Annotated in this window: 19 protein-coding genes; 14 read left to right on the forward strand and 5 right to left on the reverse strand. The window is 73.4% G+C overall.

The window, feature by feature from the left end; genetic code table 11:
• Positions 1-21: 21 nt before the first annotated feature.
• Positions 22-1,932, reverse strand: a complete 1,911-nt coding sequence (locus ABZ135_RS16150; RefSeq protein ID WP_356696073.1) for an ABC transporter ATP-binding protein — start codon at positions 1,930-1,932, stop codon at positions 22-24.
• Positions 1,929-3,773 carry an ABC transporter ATP-binding protein gene (locus ABZ135_RS16155; RefSeq protein WP_356696075.1) on the reverse strand — a complete coding sequence of 615 codons (1,845 nt, stop codon included), beginning with the start codon at positions 3,771-3,773 and terminating at the stop codon, positions 1,929-1,931. The genes ABZ135_RS16150 and ABZ135_RS16155 overlap by 4 nt, the downstream gene beginning before the upstream one ends.
• 266 nt (positions 3,774-4,039) lie before the next feature.
• Here ABZ135_RS16155 and gdhA point away from each other — a divergent pair, with 266 nt between their 5' ends.
• The 5 genes from gdhA to ABZ135_RS16180 all read left to right on the forward strand — a co-directional run bounded on the left by gdhA (position 4,040) and on the right by ABZ135_RS16180 (position 9,294).
• Positions 4,040-5,380, forward strand: a complete 1,341-nt coding sequence (gene gdhA / locus ABZ135_RS16160) for an NADP-specific glutamate dehydrogenase (RefSeq protein ID WP_356696177.1) — start codon at positions 4,040-4,042, stop codon at positions 5,378-5,380.
• Positions 5,381-5,617: 237 nt separating this feature from the next.
• Entirely contained in the window at positions 5,618-6,520 is a 903-nt protein-coding gene (locus tag ABZ135_RS16165; protein ID WP_356696077.1) for an ABC transporter ATP-binding protein, read from the forward strand.
• A complete protein-coding gene (locus ABZ135_RS16170) occupies positions 6,517-7,290 on the forward strand; it encodes an ABC transporter permease (RefSeq protein WP_356696079.1) in 774 nt (257 codons plus the stop codon). Before ABZ135_RS16165 ends, ABZ135_RS16170 begins: the two co-directional genes overlap by 4 nt.
• Before the next feature lie 20 nt (positions 7,291-7,310).
• The gene (locus ABZ135_RS16175) at positions 7,311-8,621 is read left to right on the forward strand and encodes a sensor histidine kinase (protein WP_356696081.1); all 1,311 of its coding nucleotides are present in this window, start codon (positions 7,311-7,313) and stop codon (positions 8,619-8,621) included.
• Positions 8,614-9,294, forward strand: coding sequence for a response regulator transcription factor (locus tag ABZ135_RS16180; RefSeq protein WP_356696083.1), 681 nt, complete (start codon positions 8,614-8,616; stop codon positions 9,292-9,294). The genes ABZ135_RS16175 and ABZ135_RS16180 overlap by 8 nt, the downstream gene beginning before the upstream one ends.
• Positions 9,295-9,301: 7 nt before the next feature.
• Here the strand turns inward: ABZ135_RS16180 and glgX are convergent, their stop codons facing one another.
• Positions 9,302-11,518: a glycogen debranching protein GlgX gene (gene glgX / locus ABZ135_RS16185; protein WP_356696085.1), complete on the reverse strand. Its 2,217-nt coding sequence runs from the start codon at positions 11,516-11,518 to the stop codon at positions 9,302-9,304.
• A gap of 212 nt (positions 11,519-11,730) precedes the next feature.
• Here glgX and ABZ135_RS16190 point away from each other — a divergent pair, with 212 nt between their 5' ends.
• From ABZ135_RS16190 to ABZ135_RS16205, 4 genes are all read left to right on the forward strand, one after another.
• On the forward strand, positions 11,731-12,903 hold the full coding sequence (locus tag ABZ135_RS16190) for an Ig-like domain-containing protein (RefSeq protein WP_356696179.1): 1,173 nt from the start codon (positions 11,731-11,733) through the stop codon (positions 12,901-12,903).
• 163 nt (positions 12,904-13,066) lie between these two features.
• Entirely contained in the window at positions 13,067-14,305 is a 1,239-nt protein-coding gene (locus ABZ135_RS16195) for an Ig-like domain-containing protein (protein ID WP_356696087.1), read from the forward strand.
• Positions 14,306-14,393: 88 nt separating this feature from the next.
• Complete coding sequence (locus ABZ135_RS16200) at positions 14,394-15,161, forward strand: enoyl-CoA hydratase-related protein (RefSeq protein WP_356696089.1); 768 nt, start codon at positions 14,394-14,396, stop codon at positions 15,159-15,161.
• Positions 15,162-15,295: 134 nt separating this feature from the next.
• The gene (locus ABZ135_RS16205; RefSeq protein ID WP_356696091.1) at positions 15,296-15,799 is read left to right on the forward strand and encodes an ATP-binding protein; all 504 of its coding nucleotides are present in this window, start codon (positions 15,296-15,298) and stop codon (positions 15,797-15,799) included.
• Positions 15,800-15,985: 186 nt separating this feature from the next.
• Here the strand turns inward: ABZ135_RS16205 and ABZ135_RS16210 are convergent, their stop codons facing one another.
• The gene (locus tag ABZ135_RS16210) at positions 15,986-16,630 is read right to left on the reverse strand and encodes a CGNR zinc finger domain-containing protein (protein ID WP_356696093.1); all 645 of its coding nucleotides are present in this window, start codon (positions 16,628-16,630) and stop codon (positions 15,986-15,988) included.
• Between the two features lie 69 nt (positions 16,631-16,699).
• Here ABZ135_RS16210 and ABZ135_RS16215 point away from each other — a divergent pair, with 69 nt between their 5' ends.
• The 4 genes from ABZ135_RS16215 to ABZ135_RS16230 all read left to right on the forward strand — a co-directional run bounded on the left by ABZ135_RS16215 (position 16,700) and on the right by ABZ135_RS16230 (position 20,112).
• Entirely contained in the window at positions 16,700-17,452 is a 753-nt protein-coding gene (locus tag ABZ135_RS16215) for an AzlC family ABC transporter permease (RefSeq protein ID WP_356696095.1), read from the forward strand.
• On the forward strand, positions 17,449-17,763 hold the full coding sequence (locus ABZ135_RS16220; protein ID WP_356696097.1) for an AzlD domain-containing protein: 315 nt from the start codon (positions 17,449-17,451) through the stop codon (positions 17,761-17,763). The genes ABZ135_RS16215 and ABZ135_RS16220 overlap by 4 nt, the downstream gene beginning before the upstream one ends.
• 394 nt (positions 17,764-18,157) lie before the next feature.
• Positions 18,158-18,922: a polysaccharide deacetylase family protein gene (locus ABZ135_RS16225; protein ID WP_356696099.1), complete on the forward strand. Its 765-nt coding sequence runs from the start codon at positions 18,158-18,160 to the stop codon at positions 18,920-18,922.
• A complete protein-coding gene (locus tag ABZ135_RS16230) occupies positions 18,922-20,112 on the forward strand; it encodes a hypothetical protein (protein WP_356696101.1) in 1,191 nt (396 codons plus the stop codon). Before ABZ135_RS16225 ends, ABZ135_RS16230 begins: the two co-directional genes overlap by 1 nt.
• A 20-nt stretch (positions 20,113-20,132) precedes the next feature.
• Here ABZ135_RS16230 and ABZ135_RS16235 read toward each other — a convergent pair whose 3' ends face one another.
• The gene (locus ABZ135_RS16235) at positions 20,133-20,780 is read right to left on the reverse strand and encodes a GNAT family N-acetyltransferase (RefSeq protein WP_356696103.1); all 648 of its coding nucleotides are present in this window, start codon (positions 20,778-20,780) and stop codon (positions 20,133-20,135) included.
• A 74-nt stretch (positions 20,781-20,854) separates the two neighbouring features.
• On the opposite strand from ABZ135_RS16235, the gene ABZ135_RS16240 reads away from it, so the two are divergent.
• A complete protein-coding gene (locus ABZ135_RS16240; protein WP_356696105.1) occupies positions 20,855-21,070 on the forward strand; it encodes an EF-hand domain-containing protein in 216 nt (71 codons plus the stop codon).
• Positions 21,071-21,137: the final 67 nt, after the last annotated feature.

Raw genomic sequence — 21,137 nt, forward strand, 5'->3', positions numbered from 1 at the left:
TGCGCCGGGGAACCGGGGCGGTCAGCCCACCAGGCTGTCCCGCCAGGCCCGGTGCAGACCCGCGTAACGGCCCTCGCCGCCCACCAGCTCGGCCGGCGAGCCGTCCTCCACCACCCGGCCCGCCTCCATCACCAGCACCCGGTCGGCGACCTCCACCGTGGACAGCCGGTGCGCGATCACCACCGCCGTACGGCCCGCCAGCACCGTGTCCATCGCCCGCTGCACCGCCCGCTCGCCCGGCACGTCCAGCGAACTCGTCGCCTCGTCCAGGATCAGCACCGCCGGATCCGCCAGCAGCGCCCGCGCGAACGCGACCAACTGCCGCTGGCCCGCCGAGATCCGGCCACCGCGCTTGCGGACGTCCGTGTCGTAGCCGTCCGGCAGACCCGCGATGAAGTCGTGCGCCCCGATCGCCTTCGCGGCCTGCTCGATCTCGGCCCGGGACGCGTCCGGCCGGCCGATCGCGATGTTGTCCGCGACCGTGCCTGAGAACAGGAACGCCTCCTGCGTCACCATCACCACGCCCCGCCGCAGTTCGGCCGCCGACAGGTCCCGCAGATCGACCCCGTCGAGCAGCACCCTGCCCTCCGTCGGGTCGTAGAAGCGGGCGAGCAGCTTCGCCAGCGTCGACTTGCCCGCGCCCGTCGCCCCGACGACGGCGACCGTCTGACCGGCCGGAATCGTCAGATCGAAGCGCGGCAGCACCTCCCCGCCGGTCCGGTACGCGAACCGCACGCCCTCGAACACGACCTCCCGCCCCGGCCGGCCCGTCCGCGCGGGCAGTTCGCGGGGCGCCGCCGCCTCCGGGACGCCCGGCTGCTGGGCCAGCAGGCCCGCGATCTTGGCCAGCGAGGCCGCCGCCGACTCGTAGGAGTTGAGGAACATCCCGAGCCGGTCGATCGGGTCGTAGAGCCGCCGCACATAGAGCACGGCCGCCGCGAGCACACCGAGCTCCAGCGTCCCGGCCGCGACCCGCCAGGCGCCCCACAGACACATTCCGGCCACCGCCGTGTTGGCGACGAGCCGTGAGCCGACCACATAGCGGGCCATCTCCAGGAGCGCGTCGCCGTTGCTGCGCTCGTGCCGCCGGTTGAGGGCCGCGAACTCGGCGTCGTTGGCCCGCTCCCGGCGGAACGCCCGCACCGGCCGGATGCCGTTCATCGTCTCCGCGAACTTCACGATCACCGAGGCGATGGCCGTGGAGCGCGCCGCGAAGACCACGGCGGAGCGGCGCCGATAGAGCCGTACGAGGAGGTACAGCGGCCCGAAGGAGGCCACGGCGACCGCCCCGATGCCCAGGTCCAGCCAGAGCAGCATCGCCGAGATCGCCACGAAGGAGAGGACGACGCCGATGAGTTCCTGGAGTCCCTCGGACAGCAGCTCGCGCAGCGACTCGACGTCGGTGGTGGAGCGGGAGATCAGCCGGCCCGAGGTGTAGCGCTCGTGGAAGTCGACGCTGAGGGCCTGCGCGTGCCGGAAGATCCGTCCGCGCAGATCGAGCAGCACGTCCTGGTTGACCCGGGCGGCGCCCCGGACGAACACGTACTGCAACAGCCCGCCGGCCACCGCGCACGCCAGATACCCGAGCGCCACGGCCACCAGCGGCCCGTGGTCCCCGCTCCGGAACGCCGGCACGCCCCGGTCGATCGCGTACGCCACGAGCAGCGGCCCCGCCTGCAACGCGGCCTGCTGCACCAGCAGCACCAGCGCGGCGACCACGACCCGCCCCCGGTGCGGGGCGAGCAGCGAGCGCAGCAGGCGTCCGGTGGCACCGGGGGCCGCGGGCAGGTCGTCCCGGTCGAAGGGATCGCCGCCGGCCCCCGCCGGACCGGTCCCGCCCTGGGCCCCGGCCCGGGCCCTGCCCTCGGCTTCCCTCCCCTTCTCCGCCCTCGTCCCCGCCTGCGTCCCCGTCTCCGTGTGCGCGTCCGTCATCGGTTCTTCTCCTCGTACCGCTCGCCGGTCATCAGCCAGGCGTACTCGGCGCAGGTGCGCAGCAGTTCGTGATGGGTGCCGACGGCCGCGATGCGGCCGGACGACAACAGCGCCACCCGGTCCGCGAGCAGCACCGTGGACGGGCGATGGGCGACGACCAGGGCGGTGGTGTCGCGGAGCACCTCGCGCAGGGCGGCCTCGACCCGGGCCTCGGTGTGGACGTCGAGGGCCGACAGGGGGTCGTCCAGGACAAGGAAGCGCGGGCGGCCGACGACCGCGCGGGCCAGGGCCAGCCGCTGGCGCTGACCGCCGGAGAGGCTCAGGCCCTGCTCGCCGACCTCGGTCGCGGCGCCCTCGGGGAGGCGGTCCACGAAGCCGTCGGCCTGGGCGACGGCCAGCGCGCGCCGCAGCTCCGGCCCGGCGGCGTCCGCACCGGCCCCCATCAGGACGTTCGCGCCGACACTGGCCGAGAACAGGGTGGGTTCCTCGAACGCCACCGACACCAGGGACCGCAGCCGGTCCCGGGGCATCAGCGTGATGTCCTCGCCGTCGAGCAGGATCCGCCCGGAGGTCACCTCGTGCAGGCGCGGTACGAGCGCGGTGAGCGTGGTCTTGCCGGAACCGGTCCCGCCGACGAGCGCCAGCGTCTCGCCGGGCCGGATGTGCAGGTCGATCCCGTCCAGGACCGGCGGGGCGTCCGCCGGCGCGTCCGGGTAGCGGAAGGTGACGTTCTCGAACCGCACCCCGTCGGCGCTCCCGGCCCCCGCCCCGGCCCCGGCCTCGTCGGCGTCCCCCGTCCTCGCCCCGGCCCCCGGCCGCCCGGGCGCCGTCTCCGACTCCTCCGCCGCGTCCATCACCTCGAAGTACCGTTCCGTCGCCGTCGCCGCCTCCTGGCTCATCGCCAGCAGGAAGCCGATCGACTCCACCGGCCAGCGCAGCGCGAGCGCCGTCGACAGGAACGCCACGAGCGTGCCCGCCGACAGCTCCCCGTCCGCCACCTGCACCGTGCCGACCACCAGCGCCGCGCCCACCGCCAGCTCCGGCAGCAGCGTGATGAGCGCCCAGATCCCGGCGAGCAGCCGGGCCTTGCCCAGCTCCGTGGTGCGCAGCAGCTCCGCCAGGGTCCGGAACGCCTCCGCCTGGCTGCGGTGGCGGCCGAAGCCCTTGACGATCCGGATGCCGAGCACGCTCTCCTCGACCACCGTCGTCAGATCGCCCACCTGGTCCTGCGCCCTGCGCGCCACCACCGCGTAGCGCCGCTCGAAGACCGAGCAGAGCACCACCATGGGCGCCACCGGCACCAGCAGCACGAGCCCGAGCGTCCAGTCCTGGGCGAGCAGCACCGCGTAACCGGCCAGGATGGTCACGCCGTTGACCAGCAGGAAGGTCAGCGGGAAGGCCAGGAACATTCGGACCATCATCAGGTCGGTCGTGCCGCGCGACAGCAGTTGTCCGGACGCCCACCGGTCGTGGAAGGCGATCGGCAGCCGTTGCAGCCGCCCGTACAGATCCGCCCGCATGCCCGCCTCGACCCCGGCGAGCGGCCGGGCCACCAGCCAGCGGCGGAAGCCGAAGAGGACCGCCTCGGCGATGCCGAGCAGCAGCAGATACAGCGCGCCGAGCCACACCCCGGTCGTGTCGCCGTCCGTGACCGGTCCGTCGACCAGCCACTTCAGGACGAGGGGGATGACGAGCGACAGACAGGAGGCGACGATCGCGACGAAGGCGGCCGTGAACAGGCGTGCGCGCACGGGCCGGACGTACGGCCACAGGCGCAGCAGCGTGCGCACGGCCGAGCGGCGGCCGTGCGGATCCTTGAGGAGTGCGGGTTCGGAGGGCATCAGGTCCGAGCCTAGGGTTCACCCCTGACATCGCTCATGTGCTTTTCCGGCCACGGGGGACCGGCCCGGGGCGGACGAGCCCCGCGCCGGGCCCGCGACCTCACCCTCTTCCCGCGCCGCCGCACGGCCCTTGTACCGTCCGTACCACGTCCCTCTCCGGGGGTGCACGGGGTACGAGGCACATCGCACCACCCGGGGACCGCACCGTCCCACCGAAGAGGAAGAACCAGATGACCGCGCTCTCCACCCAGCCCGTTCACCGGGACATGCCGGCCCTGCTCCGCCCCCTCCACGCGGAGGTCCTGCGGCGCAACCCGGGCGAACCCGAGTTCCACCAGGCGCTCGGCGAGGTCCTGGAGTCCCTGGAACCGGTGCTCACCGCGCGCCCCGAACTCCTCGAGGCCCGGGTCCTGGAGCGGCTCGTGGAGCCCGAGCGGCAGGTGATCTTCCGCGTGCCGTGGCAGGACGACGCCGGCCGCGTCCAGGTCAACCGGGGCTTCCGCGTCGAGTTCAACAGCGCGCTCGGCCCCTACAAGGGCGGTCTGCGCTTCCACCCGACGGTCGGCCTCGGCACCGTGAAGTTCCTCGGCTTCGAGCAGATCTTCAAGAACGCCCTCACCGGCCTCGGCATCGGCGGCGGCAAGGGCGGCAGCGACTTCGACCCGCACGGCCGCTCCGACGCCGAGGTGATGCGCTTCTGCCAGTCCTTCATGACCGAGCTGTACCGCCACCTCGGCGAGCACACCGATGTTCCCGCCGGCGACATCGGCGTCGGCGGCCGCGAGATCGGTTACCTCTTCGGCCAGTACCGGCGCATCACCAACCGCTGGGAGGCCGGCGTCCTGACCGGCAAGGGCATCGGCTGGGGCGGCTCCCTGGTCCGCGCCGAGGCCACCGGGTACGGCAACGTCCTCTTCGCCCTGGAGATGCTGCGGACCCGGGGCGAGGACCTGGAGGGCCGTCAGGTCACCGTCTCCGGCTCCGGCAACGTCGCCCTCTACTCGATCGAGAAGGCGCAGGCGCTCGGCGCGCACGTGCTCACCGCATCCGACTCCGGCGGCTACGTCGTCGACGAGAAGGGCATCGACCTCGCCCTCCTCAAGCAGATCAAGGAGCACGAGCGCGGTCGCGTCAGCGACTACGCCGAGCGCCGGGGCTCCTCGGCGCGGTACGTGGCCGGCGGCAGCGTGTGGGACGTCCCCACCGACGTCGCCCTCCCCTCGGCCACCCAGAACGAACTGGACGCCGACGCGGCCCGGACCCTGGTCCGCAACGGCGTCAAGGCGGTCTCCGAGGGCGCCAACATGCCCACCACCCCCGAAGCCGTCCGCGTCCTGCGCGAGGCCGGGGTCCTCTTCGGCCCGGGCAAGGCCGCCAACGCGGGCGGCGTGGCGACCAGCGCCCTGGAGATGCGGCAGAACGCGGCCCGCGAGTCCTGGACCTTCGAGCAGGTCGAGACCCGCCTCGCGGGCATCATGAAGGACATCCACGCGACCGTCCGTGCGACCGCGGAGCGCTACGGGGCCCCCGGAGACTACGTCGTGGGCGCCAATATCGCCGGATTCGAACGCGTCGCCGACGCGATGCTCGCCCAGGGCGTCGTCTGACCGACCCCGGCGACGACGGCCCCACACCGGCCGGTCCGGACCGGGGCGACGCCCCCGGGTCCGTACCGGCCGCGGGTGGCGCGTCCGTGACGGCCGGTCCGGGCCGAGGGGCGGCCCAATGAGCCGGGCCGGCCGAAGACCTTCCCGTCGTCGTAGTCCCGGTCAACCGATCGGTTGATCCGGCTTCGAGCGCGATGGCCGATACCGGCGCGGCCCGCCCCCCACGAGTCTTGAGCCATGCCCATGATCGAGGTTCAGGACCTGCACAAGGCGTACGGCGAGCGCAAGGCCGTCGACGGCGTCACCTTCGCGGTCGAGGAGGGCGAGATCTTCGGCATCCTCGGCCCCAACGGCGCCGGCAAGACCACCACCGTCGAGAGCGTCGCCGGACTGCGCGTCCCCGACGCCGGCACCGTACGGGTCGCCGGACTCGACCCGGTCGCCCGGCACGCCGAGGTCACCCGCCTCCTCGGCGTCCAGCTCCAGCAGAACGAGCTCCAGGCCAAGCTCACCGTCCGCGAGGCGCTCGAACTGTACGCCTCCTTCCACCGGCACCCCACCGACTGGCGGGCCCTGGCCGAACGCCTCGGCCTCGACGACCAGTTGGACACCCGCTACGCGAAGCTCTCCGGCGGTCGCAAGCAGCGGCTGTCCATCGCCCTCGCCCTCGTCGGCGCCCCGCGCGCCGTCGTCCTCGACGAGCTCACCACCGGCCTCGACCCGCGCGCCCGCCGCGACACCTGGGCCCTCGTCGAGTCGATCCGGGACAGCGGCGTGACCGTCCTCCTCGTCACCCACTTCATGGAGGAGGCCCAGCGGCTCTGCGACCGCCTCGCGGTCATCGACCGGGGCCGGGTCACCGCGCTCGACACCCCGGCCGGCCTCATCGGCCGCAGCAGCACCGCCACCCTCGTCTCCTTCGACGCCGGCACGCCCCTCGACGACGCCGACCTCCTGGCCCTGCCCGGCGCCGCCGGGGTGCGGACCGGCGACGGCCGCACCGTCCTCACCGGCACCGAGGCCACCGTCGGCGCCTTCGTCCAGCTCCTCGCCCGCCGCGCCGTCACCGCCCACGGCCTGCGCGTCACCGACGCCACCCTCGACGACGCCTACCTCGACCTCACCGGAGCCGACCAGTGACCACCACCACCGCCACCACCGCCGTCACCGGCACCGCCGGGCGCACCCTGCTCCGCACCGAGGCCCGCCTCCTGCTGCGCGAACCCGGCACCCTGTTCTGGGTGCTGGTCTTCCCCGCCCTGCTCCTGGTGATCCTCGGGCTCGTGCCCTCCTTCCGCGAGCCGAGCGCCGACCTCGGCGGACGCCGGGTGATCGACCTCTACGTCCCCGTCTCCGTCCTCCTGGCCCTGATCACGGCCGGCCTCCAGGCGATGCCGCCGGTCCTGTCCGGCTACCGCGAACGCGGCATCCTGCGCCGGATGTCCACCACCCCGGTCCGTCCCAGCGCGCTCCTCGGCGCCCAGCTCGCCCTGCACGGGGCCGGGGCCCTGCTGTCCGCCCTGCTGGTCGTCGTCACCGGCCGGCTCGCGTACGACGTCGCCCTGCCCGGCAACGTACCGGCCTATCTCCTCGCCCTGCTCCTCGCCACGGCCGGCGGTCTCGCGCTCGGCGCGGCGGTCTGCGCCGTCTCCCGCACCCAGAAGATCACCACCGCGGTCGGCACCGCCGTCTTCTTCCCGACCATGTTCACGGCGGGGGTGTGGGTCCCGGTGCAGGCCATGCCCGATACGCTGCGCCGCATCGTCGAGTTCAGCCCGTACGGCGCCGCCTCCCGGGCCCTCGACGCGGCCGCCGGCGGTGCCTGGCCGGACGCGTCCGCCCTCGGGGTGATGGCCCTGTGGGCGGTCCTGCTCACCGGGCTGGCCGTCCGCTGGTTCCGCTGGGAGTGAGGGGCACGGGGGTGGGGACGGTGACCGCGCGCACGACGACGGTCGAGGAACGCTGGCGGCAGTTCTTCCGCTGGGGGCCGTACGGGCTTTTCGCCGTCGCCGCCGTCCTCGCCGTGGCCTCGGCGGACGAGGTGATGGACGGCCCCCGCAAGACCCTGGCCGCCGTCCTCGGCGCGGCCGTCCTGGCCCTCCAGCTCTGGTGGACCGCCCACCAGAACCGTGCCCCGCGGAGCCGGCCGCCCCGGTCCGCGGGCGGGACCGAGCCGGACCGCGCCGACGGGCACGTGGCTCTCGTCCCCGGCGCGCCGGGGCCCGCCTCCGTCACGTACTTCCTCCTCCGCACCGCGCTCGCGTTCGCCCTCACGTGGCTCACCCCCTTCTTCGCCGTCTTCGCCTGCGTCGGCTACTTCGACGCCGTCCACCTGCTGCCGCCCCGGCCGGTCCTCGCCCGCGCCGGACTCCTCGCCGTCGCCCTCACCCTCGCCGGATCCCAGGCCGGCGGACTGCCGCCCCGCTCCACCCTCCAGTGGGTCGCCTTCGGCGCGCTGTTCGTCCTCAACGCCGGTCTCGCCATCGGCCTCTCGCACCTCGGCACGAAGGAGGCCGAGAAGGCCACCGCCCTCGCCCGCGCCAACGCCCGCCTGGAGCAGGCCCTCGCCGAGAACGCCGCCCTGCAGACCCAACTCCTCGTCCAGGCCCGCGAGGCGGGCGTCGCCGACGAGCGGCGCAGGCTCGCCGCCGAGATCCACGACACCATCGCCCAGGGCCTGACCGGTGTCATCGCCCAGCTCCAGGCCGTCACCGCCACCTCCGACCCCGCCGTCGCCGACACGCACCTGCGCCGTGCCGCCGCCCTCGCCCGGCAGAGCCTCGGCGAGGCCCGCCGCTCCGTGCAGAACCTCAGCCCCGTGGCCCTGGAGCACGACGCCCTGCCCGAGGCGCTGGCGAAGACCGTCGCCACCTGGTCCGAACGCACCGGCATCGCCGCCCGGTTCACCGTCACCGGCACCGCACTGCCGCTCCACGACGAGATCGCCGCCACCCTGCTGCGGATCGCCCAGGAGGCCCTCGCCAACGCCGAACGCCACTCCGGTGCCTCCCGGGCCGGCGTCACCCTCTCGTACATGGGCGACGAGATCACCCTCGACGTACGGGACGACGGCCGCGGCTTCGACCCGGCCGCCGTGCCCGCCCGCGACCGCGACGGCGGATTCGGCCTCGACGGCATGCGGGCCCGCGCCGAACGCCTCGCCGGCACCCTGGCGTTGGAGACGGAACCGGGGCATGGCACCGCGATCGGCGCTCGCGTACCGTTGGGCCGCCATGACTGAGACCACCCCGGCCCCGCCCTCCGCGCCCATCACTCTGGTGATCGTCGACGACCACCCGGTCGTCCGTGACGGCCTGCGCGGCATGTTCGAGGCCGACCCCGGCTTCCGCGTCCTCGGCGAGGCCGCCGACGGCGTCCGGGCCGTCGCCCTCGTCCGCGCCCTCGACCCGGACGTCGTCCTGATGGACCTGCGGATGCCCGGGGGCGGCGGCGTCGACGCCATCGCCGCGCTCACCCGCGGCGGCGCCCGCGCCCGGGTCCTCGTCCTCACCACGTACGACACGGACACCGACACGCTTCCCGCCATCGAGGCGGGCGCCACCGGCTACCTCCTCAAGGACGCGCCCCGCGAGGAGCTCTTCGCCGCCGTCCGCGCCGCCGCCGAGGGCCGCACCGTCCTCTCCCCGGCCGTCGCCGGCCGGCTCCTCACCCGGGTCCGCACCCCCGTGGCACCCGTCGACGAGTCGCTCTCGGCGCGCGAGCGCGAGGTCATCGAGCTCGTCGCCAAGGGCACCTCGAACCGCGCGATCGCCGCCGAGCTCTTCATCAGCGAGGCCACCGTGAAGACCCATCTGACCCACATCTACGCCAAACTGGGCGCCAAGGACCGCGCCGCCGCCGTCGCGGTCGCCTACGAGCGCGGCATCCTCGGCCGCACCACCTCCGGCCGCTGACCGGCCCTCACCCGCGCACCCGCAGCAGCACCACCGACCTCCCCGCCACCGTCAGCGTCTCCCCGCCCCGGTGCACCGTGCCCGGGGCGCGGGACTGGTCCTCCCGGGCGGTGTCGAGGACCAGTTCGTACGACTCCGCCCACGGCGGCCCCGGCAGGCGGTAGTCCACCGGGCGGTGGTCGGCGTGCAGCACCGCGAGGAAGCTGTCGTCGGTGACCTGCTCGCCGCGGTCGTCACGGCCCGGGATGTCGCGGCCCGACAGGTAGAGGCCGAGGGTCGCGGCGGGCGCGTACCAGTCGCCCTCGGTCATCTCGGTGCCCTCCGCCGTGAACCAGGCCAGGTCCCGCAGCCCGTCCGCGCGCTGCGGCCGGCCCGAGAAGAAGGCGCGGCGGCGCAGCACGGGGTGCCGGTGGCGCAGGGAGAGCAGGCGGCGGGTGAGGGCGAGGAGCTGGGCGCGGCCCGGGTCCTCGGGCAGCGTCCAGTCCAGCCAGCCGATCTCGTTGTCCTGGCAGTAGGCGTTGTTGTTGCCGCCCTGGGTGCGGCCCATCTCGTCGCCGGCGACGAGCATCGGCACCCCGGTCGACAGCAGCAGCGTGGTCAGCAGATTGCGCACCTGCCGGAGCCGCAGCGCGTTCACCTCGGGGTCGTCGGTCTCGCCCTCGGCCCCGCAGTTCCAGGAGCGGTTGTCGTTCGTGCCGTCCCGGTTGCCCTCGCCGTTGGCCTCGTTGTGCTTGTGCTCGTAGGTGACGAGGTCGCGCAGGGTGAAGCCGTCGTGGGCGGTGACGAAGTTGACGGAGGCGTACGGGCGGCGGCCGCCCCAGGCGTAGAGGTCGCTGGAGCCGGACAGCCGGTAGCCCATCTCCCGCACGTCGGGCAGCGCCCCGCGCCAGAAGTCCCGTACGGCGTCCCGGTAGCGGTCGTTCCACTCGGTCCACAGCGGCGGGAAGGCGCCCACCTGGTAGCCGCCGTTGCCGACGTCCCAGGGCTCGGCGATCAGCTTGACCCGGCGCAGCACCGGGTCCTGGGCGATGACGGCGAGGAACGGCGAGAGCATGTCGACGTCGTGGAAGGAGCGGGCGAGGGCCGCCGCCAGGTCGAAGCGGAAGCCGTCCACGCCCATCTCGGTCACCCAGTAGCGCAGGGAGTCGGTGATGAGCCGCAGCACCTGGGGCTGCACCACGTGCAGGGTGTTGCCGCAGCCGGTGTAGTCGGCGTAGCGCCGGGCGTCGGACTGGAGCCGGTAGTAGCCGCGGTTGTCGATGCCCTTGAGGGACAGGGTCGGGCCGAGCTCGCCGGCCTCGGCCGTGTGGTTGTAGACGACGTCGAGGATGACCTCGATGCCGGCCGCGTGCAGGGCCCGCACCATCCGCTTGAACTCGCCGACCTGCTGCCCGGCCGTCCCGGAGGAGGAGTAGGCGGCGTGCGGGGCGAAGTAGCCGATGGAGTTGTAGCCCCAGTAGTTGGTGAGGCCCCGGCGCAGCAGATGGTCCTCGTGGGCGAACTGGTGCACGGGCAGCAGTTCGACCGCCGTCACCCCGAGCCGTACGAGATGCTCGATCGCGGCCGGGTGCGCGAGGCCCGCGTAGGTGCCGCGCAGGTGCTCGGGAACGCCCGGGTGGAGCGCGGTGAAGCCCTTGACGTGCAGTTCGTAGATGACCGAGTCGGGCCAGGGCGTCTTCGGCCTGCGGTCGTCGGACCAGTCGTCGTCGTCGTGGACGACGACCGCCTTGGGGACGAACGGGGCGGAGTCCCGCTCGTCGCGGACGGTGTCGGCGACCTGCTGCTGGGGCCAGTCCCGGACATGCCCGTACACCTCGGGCGGCAGTCCGTGGCGGGCGTAGTCGCCGTCGACGGCCCGCGCGTACGGGTCGAGCAGCAGCTTCGCCGGGTTCCAGCGGGCGCCGGTCCACGGGTCCCAGCGGCCGTGCACCCGGTAGCCGTAACGCTGCCCCGGGCCGACGCCGGGCACGAAGCCGTGCCAGATCTCGTGGGTGAGCTCGGTCAGGGCGAGCCGGGTCTCGGTGCCGTCGGCCTCGAAGAGGCACAGCTCGACGGCCTCGGCCCCGCCCGCCCACAGCGCGAAGTTGGTCCCGGCGACCCCGTCCGGCCCGACCCGGCACCGCGCGCCGAGCGGCGTCGGCGCCCCCGGCCACACCACCGGGCCCGGCCCCTTCGGGGCACCGGCCCGTTCCCTTACCGCCTGCTGCTCGGCTGCGCTCGACACCGTCCCGGCCTCCCGCGGCTCTCCCCGTACGACAGAAGGGTGCGGCGTCCCGGCCGCGGCTTCCCGCACGTGGTCCTCCACCTGTTCTGCCCGCACGGCCGTGCTCCCAACATGCCGCGCGGGCACGTTTCCCCTGGAGGGTGGCCGTCGTTGGGCTGAGCGTGACTCTTGTACTGAAGCGGGCGAGGGCCTTCCTGGTGGTGGCCGGCGTGATGGCGGGCCTCGCGGGGCTTGCGGCGTGCACCGGGGACGGGCCGCCCGGGATCGACATCACCCTGCCCGGCAAGGCCCGGGCGCCGGGGGACGTCATCCGGGTCAGCCCGGAGGACGGCAGCCGGGGAGTGGCCGCCGACGGCCCGGTGGAGGTGAGGGTCGACAGCGGGCGTCTGGAGCGGGTGACGGTGGTCCAGGTGGAGGACGCGCAGCGGACCCGGGTGGCGGGGGAGATCTCCCCGGACGGGCTGCGCTGGCGGCCCGCGCCCGGCACCCGGCTCGCGCTCGCCGCGAAGTACAGCGTGGACGCGGTCGCGCTCGACGGGCACGGCCGCCGCTCGGCCCGGCACACCACCTTCACCACCGTGGTGCCCGAGCACCGTTTCATCGGCTATTTCAAGCCGGAGAACCGTTCCACGGTCGGCACCGGGATGATCGTCTCCTTCTCCTTCAACCGGCCGATCGAGAACCGGGCCGAGGTCGAGCGGGCCATCCGGATCACCTCCGACCCGCCGGTGGAGGTGGCCGGCCACTGGTTCGGCAAGGAGCGGCTCGACTTCCGCCCCGCCGCGTACTGGCAGCCGGGCACGCGGGTCACCGTCGACCTCGCCCTGCGCGACGTCGAGGGGGCGCCGGGCGTGTACGGGATCCAGCGCAAGAAGGTCGGCTTCACGGTGGGCCGTTCCCAGGTCTCGCTGGTCGACGCCGAGAAGCACACCATGGAGATCCGCCGGGACGGCGAGCTGCTGACCACCCTGCCGATCACGGCCGGGGCGCCGAAGACCACCACGTACAACGGGAAGATGGTGGTCACGGAGCTGTACGACGTGACGCGGATGGACGGGCGGACGGTCGGTTTCGGCGGTGAGTACGACATCAAGGACGTGCCGCACGCGATGCGGCTGACCGAGTCGGGGACCTTCCTGCACGGCAACTACTGGGCCCCGGCCTCGACCTTCGGCTCGGCGAACGTCAGTCACGGCTGTGTCGGTCTGCGGGACGTGAAGGGCGGCGGCGCGGACACCCCGGCCGGCTGGTTCTTCGACCGGACCCTCATCGGCGACGTGGTGGAGGTGGTCAACTCGCGCGACAAGCGGGTGGCCCCGGACAACGGCCTCGGCGGCTGGAACATGGACTGGGGCGCCTGGAAGGCGGGGTCCGCGCTGCGCTGACCCGGGACCCGGTCCGCACCTCGCCCGAACTGGGACTGAACGGTGACATTCGCGTGGAACTTTCGTGTCCGGCGGTGTGATTATCTAACGCCGTGTGCGCGGGAGGATGCGCACGGGGGTGGGGCCCAGGCGATGCCGGGTCGTGCGAGGGGAGAAGACCATAGTGAACGGGCAGCCGATACCCGGAGGGAACGCCGGACGGCGGCGCCGCACCCGCCTGGGGGCCCTGGCGACGGGAGCGCTGCTCCTCGTCCTGACCGCGTGCGGCGGCGGTGACGCCGCCGGCGGCGACAAGGGCGGTCAGGGCGCGGGCGGCGGCGGCAAGGAGGAGATCGCGGCCTCGCAGGCGGTGGTCACGATCACTCCGAAGGACGGCGCCGACGCGGTCGCCACCAGCGGGGCGCTGAAGGTGACGGCCCAGCAGGGGAAGCTGTCCACGGTGACGGTCTCCGACACCGAGGGCAACAAGGTCGAGGGCAGGATCTCCGGCGACGGCAGCACCTGGGAGCCGCTGGGTCACCTGGCCGCGAGCACCCAGTACAAGGTGCACGCCATCGCCAAGGACGCCGCGGGGCGCGAGTCGGCGAAGGACACCACCTTCTCCACGCTCACCCCGAAGAACACCTTCATCGGCCACTACACGCCGGAGAACGGCCAGACCGTCGGCGTCGGCATGCCGGTCTCGATCAACTTCACCCGCGGCATCACCGACCCGGAGGCCGTCGAGAAGGCCATCACGGTGACGGCGGAGCCGGCCGTGCAGATCGAGGGCCACTGGTTCGGCAACGACCGGCTGGACTTCCGGCCCAAGGAGTACTGGGCCGCGGGCACCAAGGTGACCGTGAAGCTCAACCTGGACGGCGTCGAGGGCCGCCCCGGCGTCTACGGCAAGCAGAAGAAGACCTTCTCCTTCACCATCGGCCGCCGTCAGGTCTCCACGGTCGACGCGAGCGCCAAGACGATGAAGGTCGAGCGCGACGGCAAGATCATCAAGACCCTGCCGATCACCGCGGGCGCGCCGTCCACGACCACGTACAACGGCCAGATGGTCATCAGCGAGAAGTACAAGGTGACCCGCATGAACGGGGCCACCGTGGGCTTCGGCGGCGAGTACGACATCAAGGACGTGCCGCACGCGATGCGCCTGTCCACCTCGGGCACCTTCGTGCACGGCAACTACTGGGCCTCCGCCTCGACGTTCGGCTCGGCCAACGTCAGCCACGGCTGCGTCGGTCTGCGCGACACCCGGGGCGCGGGCGACAGCTCCACGCCGGCGGCCTGGTTCTACGACCGCTCCCTCATCGGTGACGTCATCATCGTGAAGAACTCCAAGGACAAGCAGATCCAGCCGGACAACGGCCTCAACGGCTGGAACATGTCCTGGGAGGAATGGATCAAGTAGTCCGTCCCCTTTCGACGCCTGACCGGACCCGGTGCTGTGAGCAACAGCACCGGGTCCGTTGTCGTTAACGGCGGCTAACCTGCCCCGTATGACTGTGAACCTCGAAGTCGCCGAAGGCGTCGGCACCATCCGCCTCGACCGCCCCCCGATGAACGCCCTCGACATCGCCACCCAGGACCGGCTGCGCGAGCTGGCCGAGGAGGCGACGGACCGCGACGACGTGCGGGCCGTGGTCCTGTACGGCGGCGAGAAGGTGTTCGCGGCCGGCGCGGACATCAAGGAGATGCAGGTCATGGACCACGCCGCCATGGTCAAGCGGTCCCGCGCCCTGCAGGACTCCTTCACCGCGGTCGCCCGCATCCCCAAGCCGGTCGTGGCGGCCGTCACCGGCTACGCCCTGGGCGGTGGCTGCGAGCTGGCGCTGTGCGCCGACTACCGGATCGCCGCGGACAACGCCAAGCTGGGCCAGCCCGAGATCCTGCTCGGCCTCATCCCGGGCGCCGGCGGCACCCAGCGCCTGTCCCGGCTCGTCGGCCCCTCCAAGGCCAAGGACCTCATCTTCACCGGCCGCATGGTGAAGGCCGACGAGGCCCTGCGGATCGGTCTCGTCGACCGGGTGGTGCCGGCCGCCGAGGTGTACGAGCAGGCGCACGCCTGGGCCGCGAAGCTGGCCCAGGGCCCGGCGATCGCGCTGCGCGCGGCGAAGGAGGCGATCGACCAGGGCCTGGAGACGGACATCGACACCGGTCTCGCCATCGAGCGCACCTGGTTCGCGGGCCTGTTCGCCACCGAGGACCGCGAGCGCGGGATGCGCAGCTTCGTCGAGGAGGGCCCGGGGAAGGCCAAGTTCGTCTGATCTCCCCGCACTTCGGACAGGCTTCCGCTGACCTTGGCATGTGCCGGAGGCAGTCCTGCGGAATTGTCGATTCCGGGGGGTCGATTCCCCCGGAACGGCCCCGCGTCCGGCTCCGTGCGGCCATGATGGAGGGCATGGCGGGCCTGGAGGGTATGGATCAACCGCGGCAGCACGGCGGGACGACCGCCGCACGGTGGGTGCCGGCCGCCGAGGACGAACAGGCCGCGGAAGCGCTGCACTTGTACGGGAACCCGGCGGAGGAGGACGTCCGGCTGCCGTCCCGTCCCGAGTCCGCCGCGGTCGCCCGCCGGCTCACCCAGTGGGTCGTGCTGCGCCAGTGGGCGCTCACCCCGCAGATCGCCGAGCACGCGGTGCTGCTGGTCTCCGAGCTCGTCGGCAACGCCGTCCGGCACACCGGGGCCCGCGTCTTCGCCCTGCGCATGCTGCGCCGCCGAGGCTGGATCCGGATCGAGGTCCGCGACCCCTCGCGCGGGCTGCCCTGCCTGATGCCGGTGCACGAGCTGGACACCAGCGGCCGGGGCCTCTTCCTGGTCGACAAGCTCTCCGACCGCTGGGGCGTCGACCTGGCCCCGCGCGGCAAGACCACCTGGTTCGAGATGCGGGTCAGCGACCGCTAGGCCGTGTCCGGAAAGTCCCGCCTGGCCGGCGACTCCCCCCAGGGCTTCGCCTGGGAGGTGCCCCCATGCGCACGCACGCTCGCTGCGTTGTCGGGATCACCCAAGTACGCCCAGTACGAGGGCGACCCTCCGCCTTGCGATCGCACGCACCAGACGCCGCAGGCCCTGCCCTTCGGGCAGACGGCGCTACCTTCCGGACACGGCCTGGAGGGTCTCTCGCGGAGTCTCCCGTGCCGCCGGGCGGGTCCGCGCGTAGTGGCGGCGGGCGCGGTCGCGGTTGCCGCAGTCGCTCGAACTGCACCACCGGCGGGCGCCGTTGCGGCTGCGGTCCAGGAAGAACCAGCCGCAGCCCGGACCCGCGCAGCGGCGTACGCGGGCCAGTGCCCGGGCGTCCGACAGCAGCTCCTCGGCGAGCAGGGCGAGGGCGTCGGGCAGCGACGCGGGGACCGGGCGCAGCGGAAAGGCGGGCGGCAGCGCGGCCGCCTCGCGCGCGGCGAGGGCGGCCCGGCGCAGCGTCTCCCAGGCGGGGGCGGGCGGCGTGGTGCCGTCGACGAGGGCGTCCAGCACCGCGGCGAGCGCCTCGCGCAGGCCCCGCAGGCCGTTCAGCACCGCCTCGTCCTCGTCGGAGGGCGGGGCCGCGCCGAGGCCGGCCGTGGCGGCCCAGCGGGCCCAGGCGGCGGCGTCCGGCACGCGCTCGGCGCGGCGGCTTTCGTCGGTGCGCCAGGCGACGGTGTTCGTGAAGTCCAGGACGGGGTGGCCCGCGATGTGCGACGGCCCGATGTCCTCCGTCGTACCGGTCGTCGTGGTGAGGGGGTTCCGCTCGTCGGTCACACGCCCACCTTAACGGGCTTCGAGCGAAGCCTAACGAGCTAAGAGCGTTTTACTTGTTAGAGTCCCGGCATGGACTCCTCACTCCGGCGCGCCCGCGGCGTGCCGACGGACACCGGCGTGCCCGGAAGCGCCGGCGGCTTCCGGGCCGGGCTCGGCGCCGGATCGGGCCTCGCGGCCGCCTCGTTCCTCCTCGCCATCAGCTTCGGCGCGCTCGCCCGGGCCCAGGGCTGGGGGCCGGTCGCCCCGGTCGTCTGCTCGCTCCTCGTGTTCTCCGGCTCCGCGCAGTTCGTGATGGTCGCGACCCTCGGCGCGGGAGGCGGCGGCTGGGCCGCCGTGGTCGCCGCCGCCCTGGTCAACGTCCGCTACATCCCGATGGGCGTGGCCGTCGCCGGCGACCTGCGGGGCGGCCGGCTGCGCCGGGCGCTGGAGGGGCAGGCCGTGGTCGACGGCTCCTGGGCTGCCGCCCACCTCGGGGGCGGCCGTTTCGACCGGCCGCTGCTGTTCGGTGCGACGGCCGTCCAGTGGCCGGCCTGGGTGGCGGGTACGGCCGTCGGCGTGGTCTTCGCCCCGGACGCCACACTCCTGCGCGCGCTCGGCCTGGACGTCCTCACCCCGGCGCTGTTCGCCGTGATGCTCCTCGACGAGCTGAGGCGGGGGCGGGAGGGCCGGATCGCCGCGGGTGCCGGCGCGGTGGTCGCGGGCACGGTGATCGCCGTCGCGCCCGCCGGCGTCGCCCTGGTCGCGGGCGCGGGCGCGGCGGTCCTCACCGCGCTCGCGGGCACGCGCCGGACCGGCCGGAGCCGTGCGGGGGCGGCGCGGTGAACGCGGCGCAGCCGTGGGCCCTGATCGCCGCGGTCGCCCTGCTCGGTTTCGTCTTCAAGGCGGTCGGCCCCGCCGTCGTCGGCGGGCGCGAACTGCCGCCCCGCGTCCGGTCCGTCCTGGCCGTGACGGCCCCCGCGCTGCTCGCGGGCTTCGTCCTGGTCCAGTTGGCGGGGCCGGGCTGGTCGGGCCTCGACCCCGCCGTGGCCGGCGGTGTCGCGGCCGGGCTGGGTCTGCGGCTGTGCGGGGCCCCGTTCCCGGTGGTGATGGCGGGCGCGGTGGTGGCGACGGCACTGCTGCGCTGGGCGTTCTAGACGCCCACGGGGCCTTGGCGCGCCCCGGACGCACGAAAGCCCCCGTCCGCCGTGATGAGGCGCCTGGGGGCTTCCGTGTGGTGCGCCGTGGATCAAGGGGGTGGTATCCACGGCCGCTCTGACGACCTGAACCCGGGTCAATGGGGGCCGTGTCCCCGACTATGGCAGACAGGTGGCCTCGGTGCCAAAAGTCCTTACCGGGACACAGCGGGACATAAACGGACGGTTTACCGATGAATCGTTGGTGACCTAGAGCACCGACCTTGTAAACGATGAATAAGTATGGGGTTCATCGGGTGTTTCCTCGCCCCGTCCGCATGGTGGACGGCCGACCGCGACCCGCAAACGCCCGGAAACGGCCCAATCGTCACCTTCAGGGCGTAACGGCCTTTAAATGGTGCCCGTGACGCCGACCGACCGCCGCGGAGCCCTCCGGGCCGGCACGGCCGCCGCCCTCGCGGGAGCCCTCGCCACCGCCTGCGGCACGGACCGCCCCGCCCCGCGCACCCAGCGCCCCGCGCCCGCACCCGCCGCCCCGGCCCCCCGCCACTACCCCGGCCGCCCCGTCGAGATCACCTCCGGCCCCCGGCACCGGCCCCGCGTCGCCCTCACCTTCCACGGGCAGGGCGACCCCGCCACCGCCCACGCGATCCTCGACCGGGCCGAGCGGGCCGGTGCCCGTGTCACCGTCCTCGCCGTCGGCGACTGGCTCGACCACCACCCCGGACTCGCCCGACGCGTCCTCGACGGCGGCCACGACCTCGGCAATCACACCCAGCACCACCTCGACATCACGGCCATGACCGAGGACCGCGCCCACACCGAGATCGAGGCATGCGCCCAGCGGCTGCGCCGCCTCACCGGCTCCATCGGCACCTGGTTCCGGCCCTCCCGCACCCGGCACGCCGGCGAGACCGTCCGCCGGGCCGCCCGCCGCGCCGGATACCCGCACGTCCTCTCGTACGACGTCGACTCCCTCGACTTCACCTCGCCCGGCCCCGCGGCCGTCGTCGCCAACATCACCCGGGAGATCCGCAACGGATCGGTGGTGAGCCTCCACTTCGGCTACGCCGACACGGTCGCCGCGCTGCCCGTCCTCCTCGCCGACCTCGACCGCCGCGGGCTCTCCGCGGTGACCACCACGGAGTTGCTGACCTGATGCCGACCCCCGCCCCGCGCCGTACGCGGCGCGTCCTCGCCGCCACCGCCCTGCTGCTCGCCCTCGCCGGCTGCTCCGGCACCGGCCCCGCCGAGAGCGGCGGCGGCGCCAAGAAGGCCGCCGCCGTCCCCGCCGTACCGAAACCCGCCGCGGCCCCCGACGGGCTGCCCGGCATGCCGCCGCTGCTCGACCCGAACGACGTCTACGCTGCCGACCGGCCGAACAAGCTCTCCCCGGTCGTCAGGAACTTCCCCTCCCGGGTCTACGTCCCCAACACCAACTCCAACACCGTCTCCGTCATCGACCCGGCCACCTACAAGGTCATCGAGACCATCCCCGTCGGCATCCAGCCGCAGCACGTCGTCCCCTCGTGGGACCTCAAGACCCTCTGGGTCAACAACAACCGCGGCCACACGCTCACCCCCATCGACCCGGCCACCGGCGTCGCCGGCAAACCGGTCGAGGTCCACGACCCGTACAACCTCTACTTCACGCCGAACGGCAAATACGCCGTCGTCATGGCCTCGCTCGACCGCGAACTCGTCTTCCGCGACCCGCACACCATGGAACGGAAGAAGACCGTCCCCGTCTCCTGCTACGGCGTCAACCACGCCGACTTCTCCGCCGACGGGCGCTACTTCATCGTCTCCTGCGAGTTCTCCGCCGAGCTCCTCAAGGTCGACACCGAGAAGATGGAGGTCATCGGCCAGCAGAAGCTCCCCCTCGCGGGCGCCATGCCGCAGGACGTGAAGATCTCGCCCGACGGCAAGACCTTCTACATCGCCGACATGATGGCCCACGGCATGTGGGTCCTCGACGGCGAGAAGTTCACCACCCCCAAGCTGCTGCCCACCGGCAAGGGCTGCCACGGGCTCTACGTCTCCCGCGACTCCCGGGAGATGTACGTCCCCAACCGCGGCGAGGGCTCCATCTCCGTCTTCGACTTCAAGCAGAACAAGCTCACCAAGAAGTGGTGGCTGCCGGACGGCGGATCCCCCGACATGGGCGGCGTCTCCGCCGACGGCAAGGTGCTGTGGCTCTCCGGCCGCTACGACTCCGAGGTCTACGCGATCGACACCACCACCGGCAGGCAACTCGCCCGCATCCCCGTCGGCGGCGGCCCCCACGGCCTCGCCGTCTACCCCCAGCCGGGCCGCTACTCCCTCGGCCACACGGGTGTGTTCCGGTAATCGTCCGGTTCCCGAGCTGCCTAGCGCGCCACCAGCAGGGCCTCCGCGCCGACCGGGCGGTAGCCCGCCGCCTGGAAGACGCGGACGCTGCGGGCGTTGCCGGGGGACTGCTGGGCCCACACCACCGGGTCCGGGGTCAGATGGCGCGCCGCCGTCGCCAGGGCCCGGCCCAGGCCCCGGTGGCGCACGTCCTCGTCCACCTCGATCGCCGCCTCCATGCGGCCCGCGACGCCCCGGCCCAGGATCAGCACGCCGCCGTCCGCGGCCCACACCCGCACCTCGTCCCGGTACTTCAGCGCCCGCGCCACCCGCGGGTGCTCCGGGTCGTCGATCTCGCGCAGCCCGATCCCGGGGTCGCCCGGGAGGGCGTCGGCGACGGTCAGCAGGTCGATCGTGTTCACGTACCGGCCGGTGCGGGCCGTCAGCGCCGACAGGAACGGCGGGGTCATGCTCGCCACCAGCGGGTCCGTCGACGCCGCCGCCAGCTCCGCCCGTATCCACTCCGGGTCCTCGTCCAGGAAGACCACCGAGTGCGCCGTGAACGACAGCACCCCCGCGTCCCGGGCGGTCGGCTGCCGCAGAATCGTCGTCGACCCGTCCGGCGGCGGGAACACCCCGCGTGCCGCCGCCGCCAGGATGTCCGCCACCTCGGTGACCTCGCTGTTCATACCCCCATCATCCGATACGGCCGCGCCCGCTAATCTGACCCCCGACATCGAAGCACCATGAAGGGGCGGAAACAGTGGCGGACATCGAGTCGGCACGTACGGCATTCGACAAGTTCGACGTGGACGGGGACGGCTTCATCACGGCCGCCGAGTACAAGAGCGTCATGGCCCAGTTGGGCGACTTCAACGTGACCGAGACGGTCGCCGAGGCGCTCATCAAGCAGCGCGACGCCAACGGCGACGGCGTCCTGTCCTGGGACGAGTTCTGGGCCCACCTCGGCAGGGCCTGAGCCACGGCCGGGCGGGCGGCCCCGGACCATCGGGTGTACGACCATGCGTACGCCGTTGAGTTGCCGC

Source organism: Streptomyces sp. NPDC006339 (assembly GCF_040612775.1).
GTDB lineage: Bacteria > Actinomycetota > Actinomycetes > Streptomycetales > Streptomycetaceae > Streptomyces.

Bases quoted from the DNA above. Each gene is read 5' to 3' on its own strand.
- ABZ135_RS16150 (WP_356696073.1), bottom strand. From the start codon at position 1,932: ATGACGGACGCGCACACGGAGACGGGGACGCAGGCGGGGACGAGGGCG.
- ABZ135_RS16155 (WP_356696075.1), bottom strand. From the start codon at position 3,773: ATGCCCTCCGAACCCGCACTCCTCAAGGATCCGCACGGCCGCCGCTCG.
- gdhA (WP_356696177.1), top strand. From the start codon at position 4,040: ATGCCGGCCCTGCTCCGCCCCCTCCACGCGGAGGTCCTGCGGCGCAAC.
- ABZ135_RS16165 (WP_356696077.1), top strand. From the start codon at position 5,618: ATGCCCATGATCGAGGTTCAGGACCTGCACAAGGCGTACGGCGAGCGC.
- ABZ135_RS16180 (WP_356696083.1), top strand. From the start codon at position 8,614: ATGACTGAGACCACCCCGGCCCCGCCCTCCGCGCCCATCACTCTGGTG.
- ABZ135_RS16190 (WP_356696179.1), top strand. From the start codon at position 11,731: ATGGCGGGCCTCGCGGGGCTTGCGGCGTGCACCGGGGACGGGCCGCCC.
- ABZ135_RS16200 (WP_356696089.1), top strand. From the start codon at position 14,394: ATGACTGTGAACCTCGAAGTCGCCGAAGGCGTCGGCACCATCCGCCTC.
- ABZ135_RS16205 (WP_356696091.1), top strand. From the start codon at position 15,296: ATGGCGGGCCTGGAGGGTATGGATCAACCGCGGCAGCACGGCGGGACG.
- ABZ135_RS16215 (WP_356696095.1), top strand. From the start codon at position 16,700: ATGGACTCCTCACTCCGGCGCGCCCGCGGCGTGCCGACGGACACCGGC.
- ABZ135_RS16225 (WP_356696099.1), top strand. From the start codon at position 18,158: ATGGTGCCCGTGACGCCGACCGACCGCCGCGGAGCCCTCCGGGCCGGC.
- ABZ135_RS16230 (WP_356696101.1), top strand. From the start codon at position 18,922: ATGCCGACCCCCGCCCCGCGCCGTACGCGGCGCGTCCTCGCCGCCACC.
- ABZ135_RS16235 (WP_356696103.1), bottom strand. From the start codon at position 20,780: ATGAACAGCGAGGTCACCGAGGTGGCGGACATCCTGGCGGCGGCGGCA.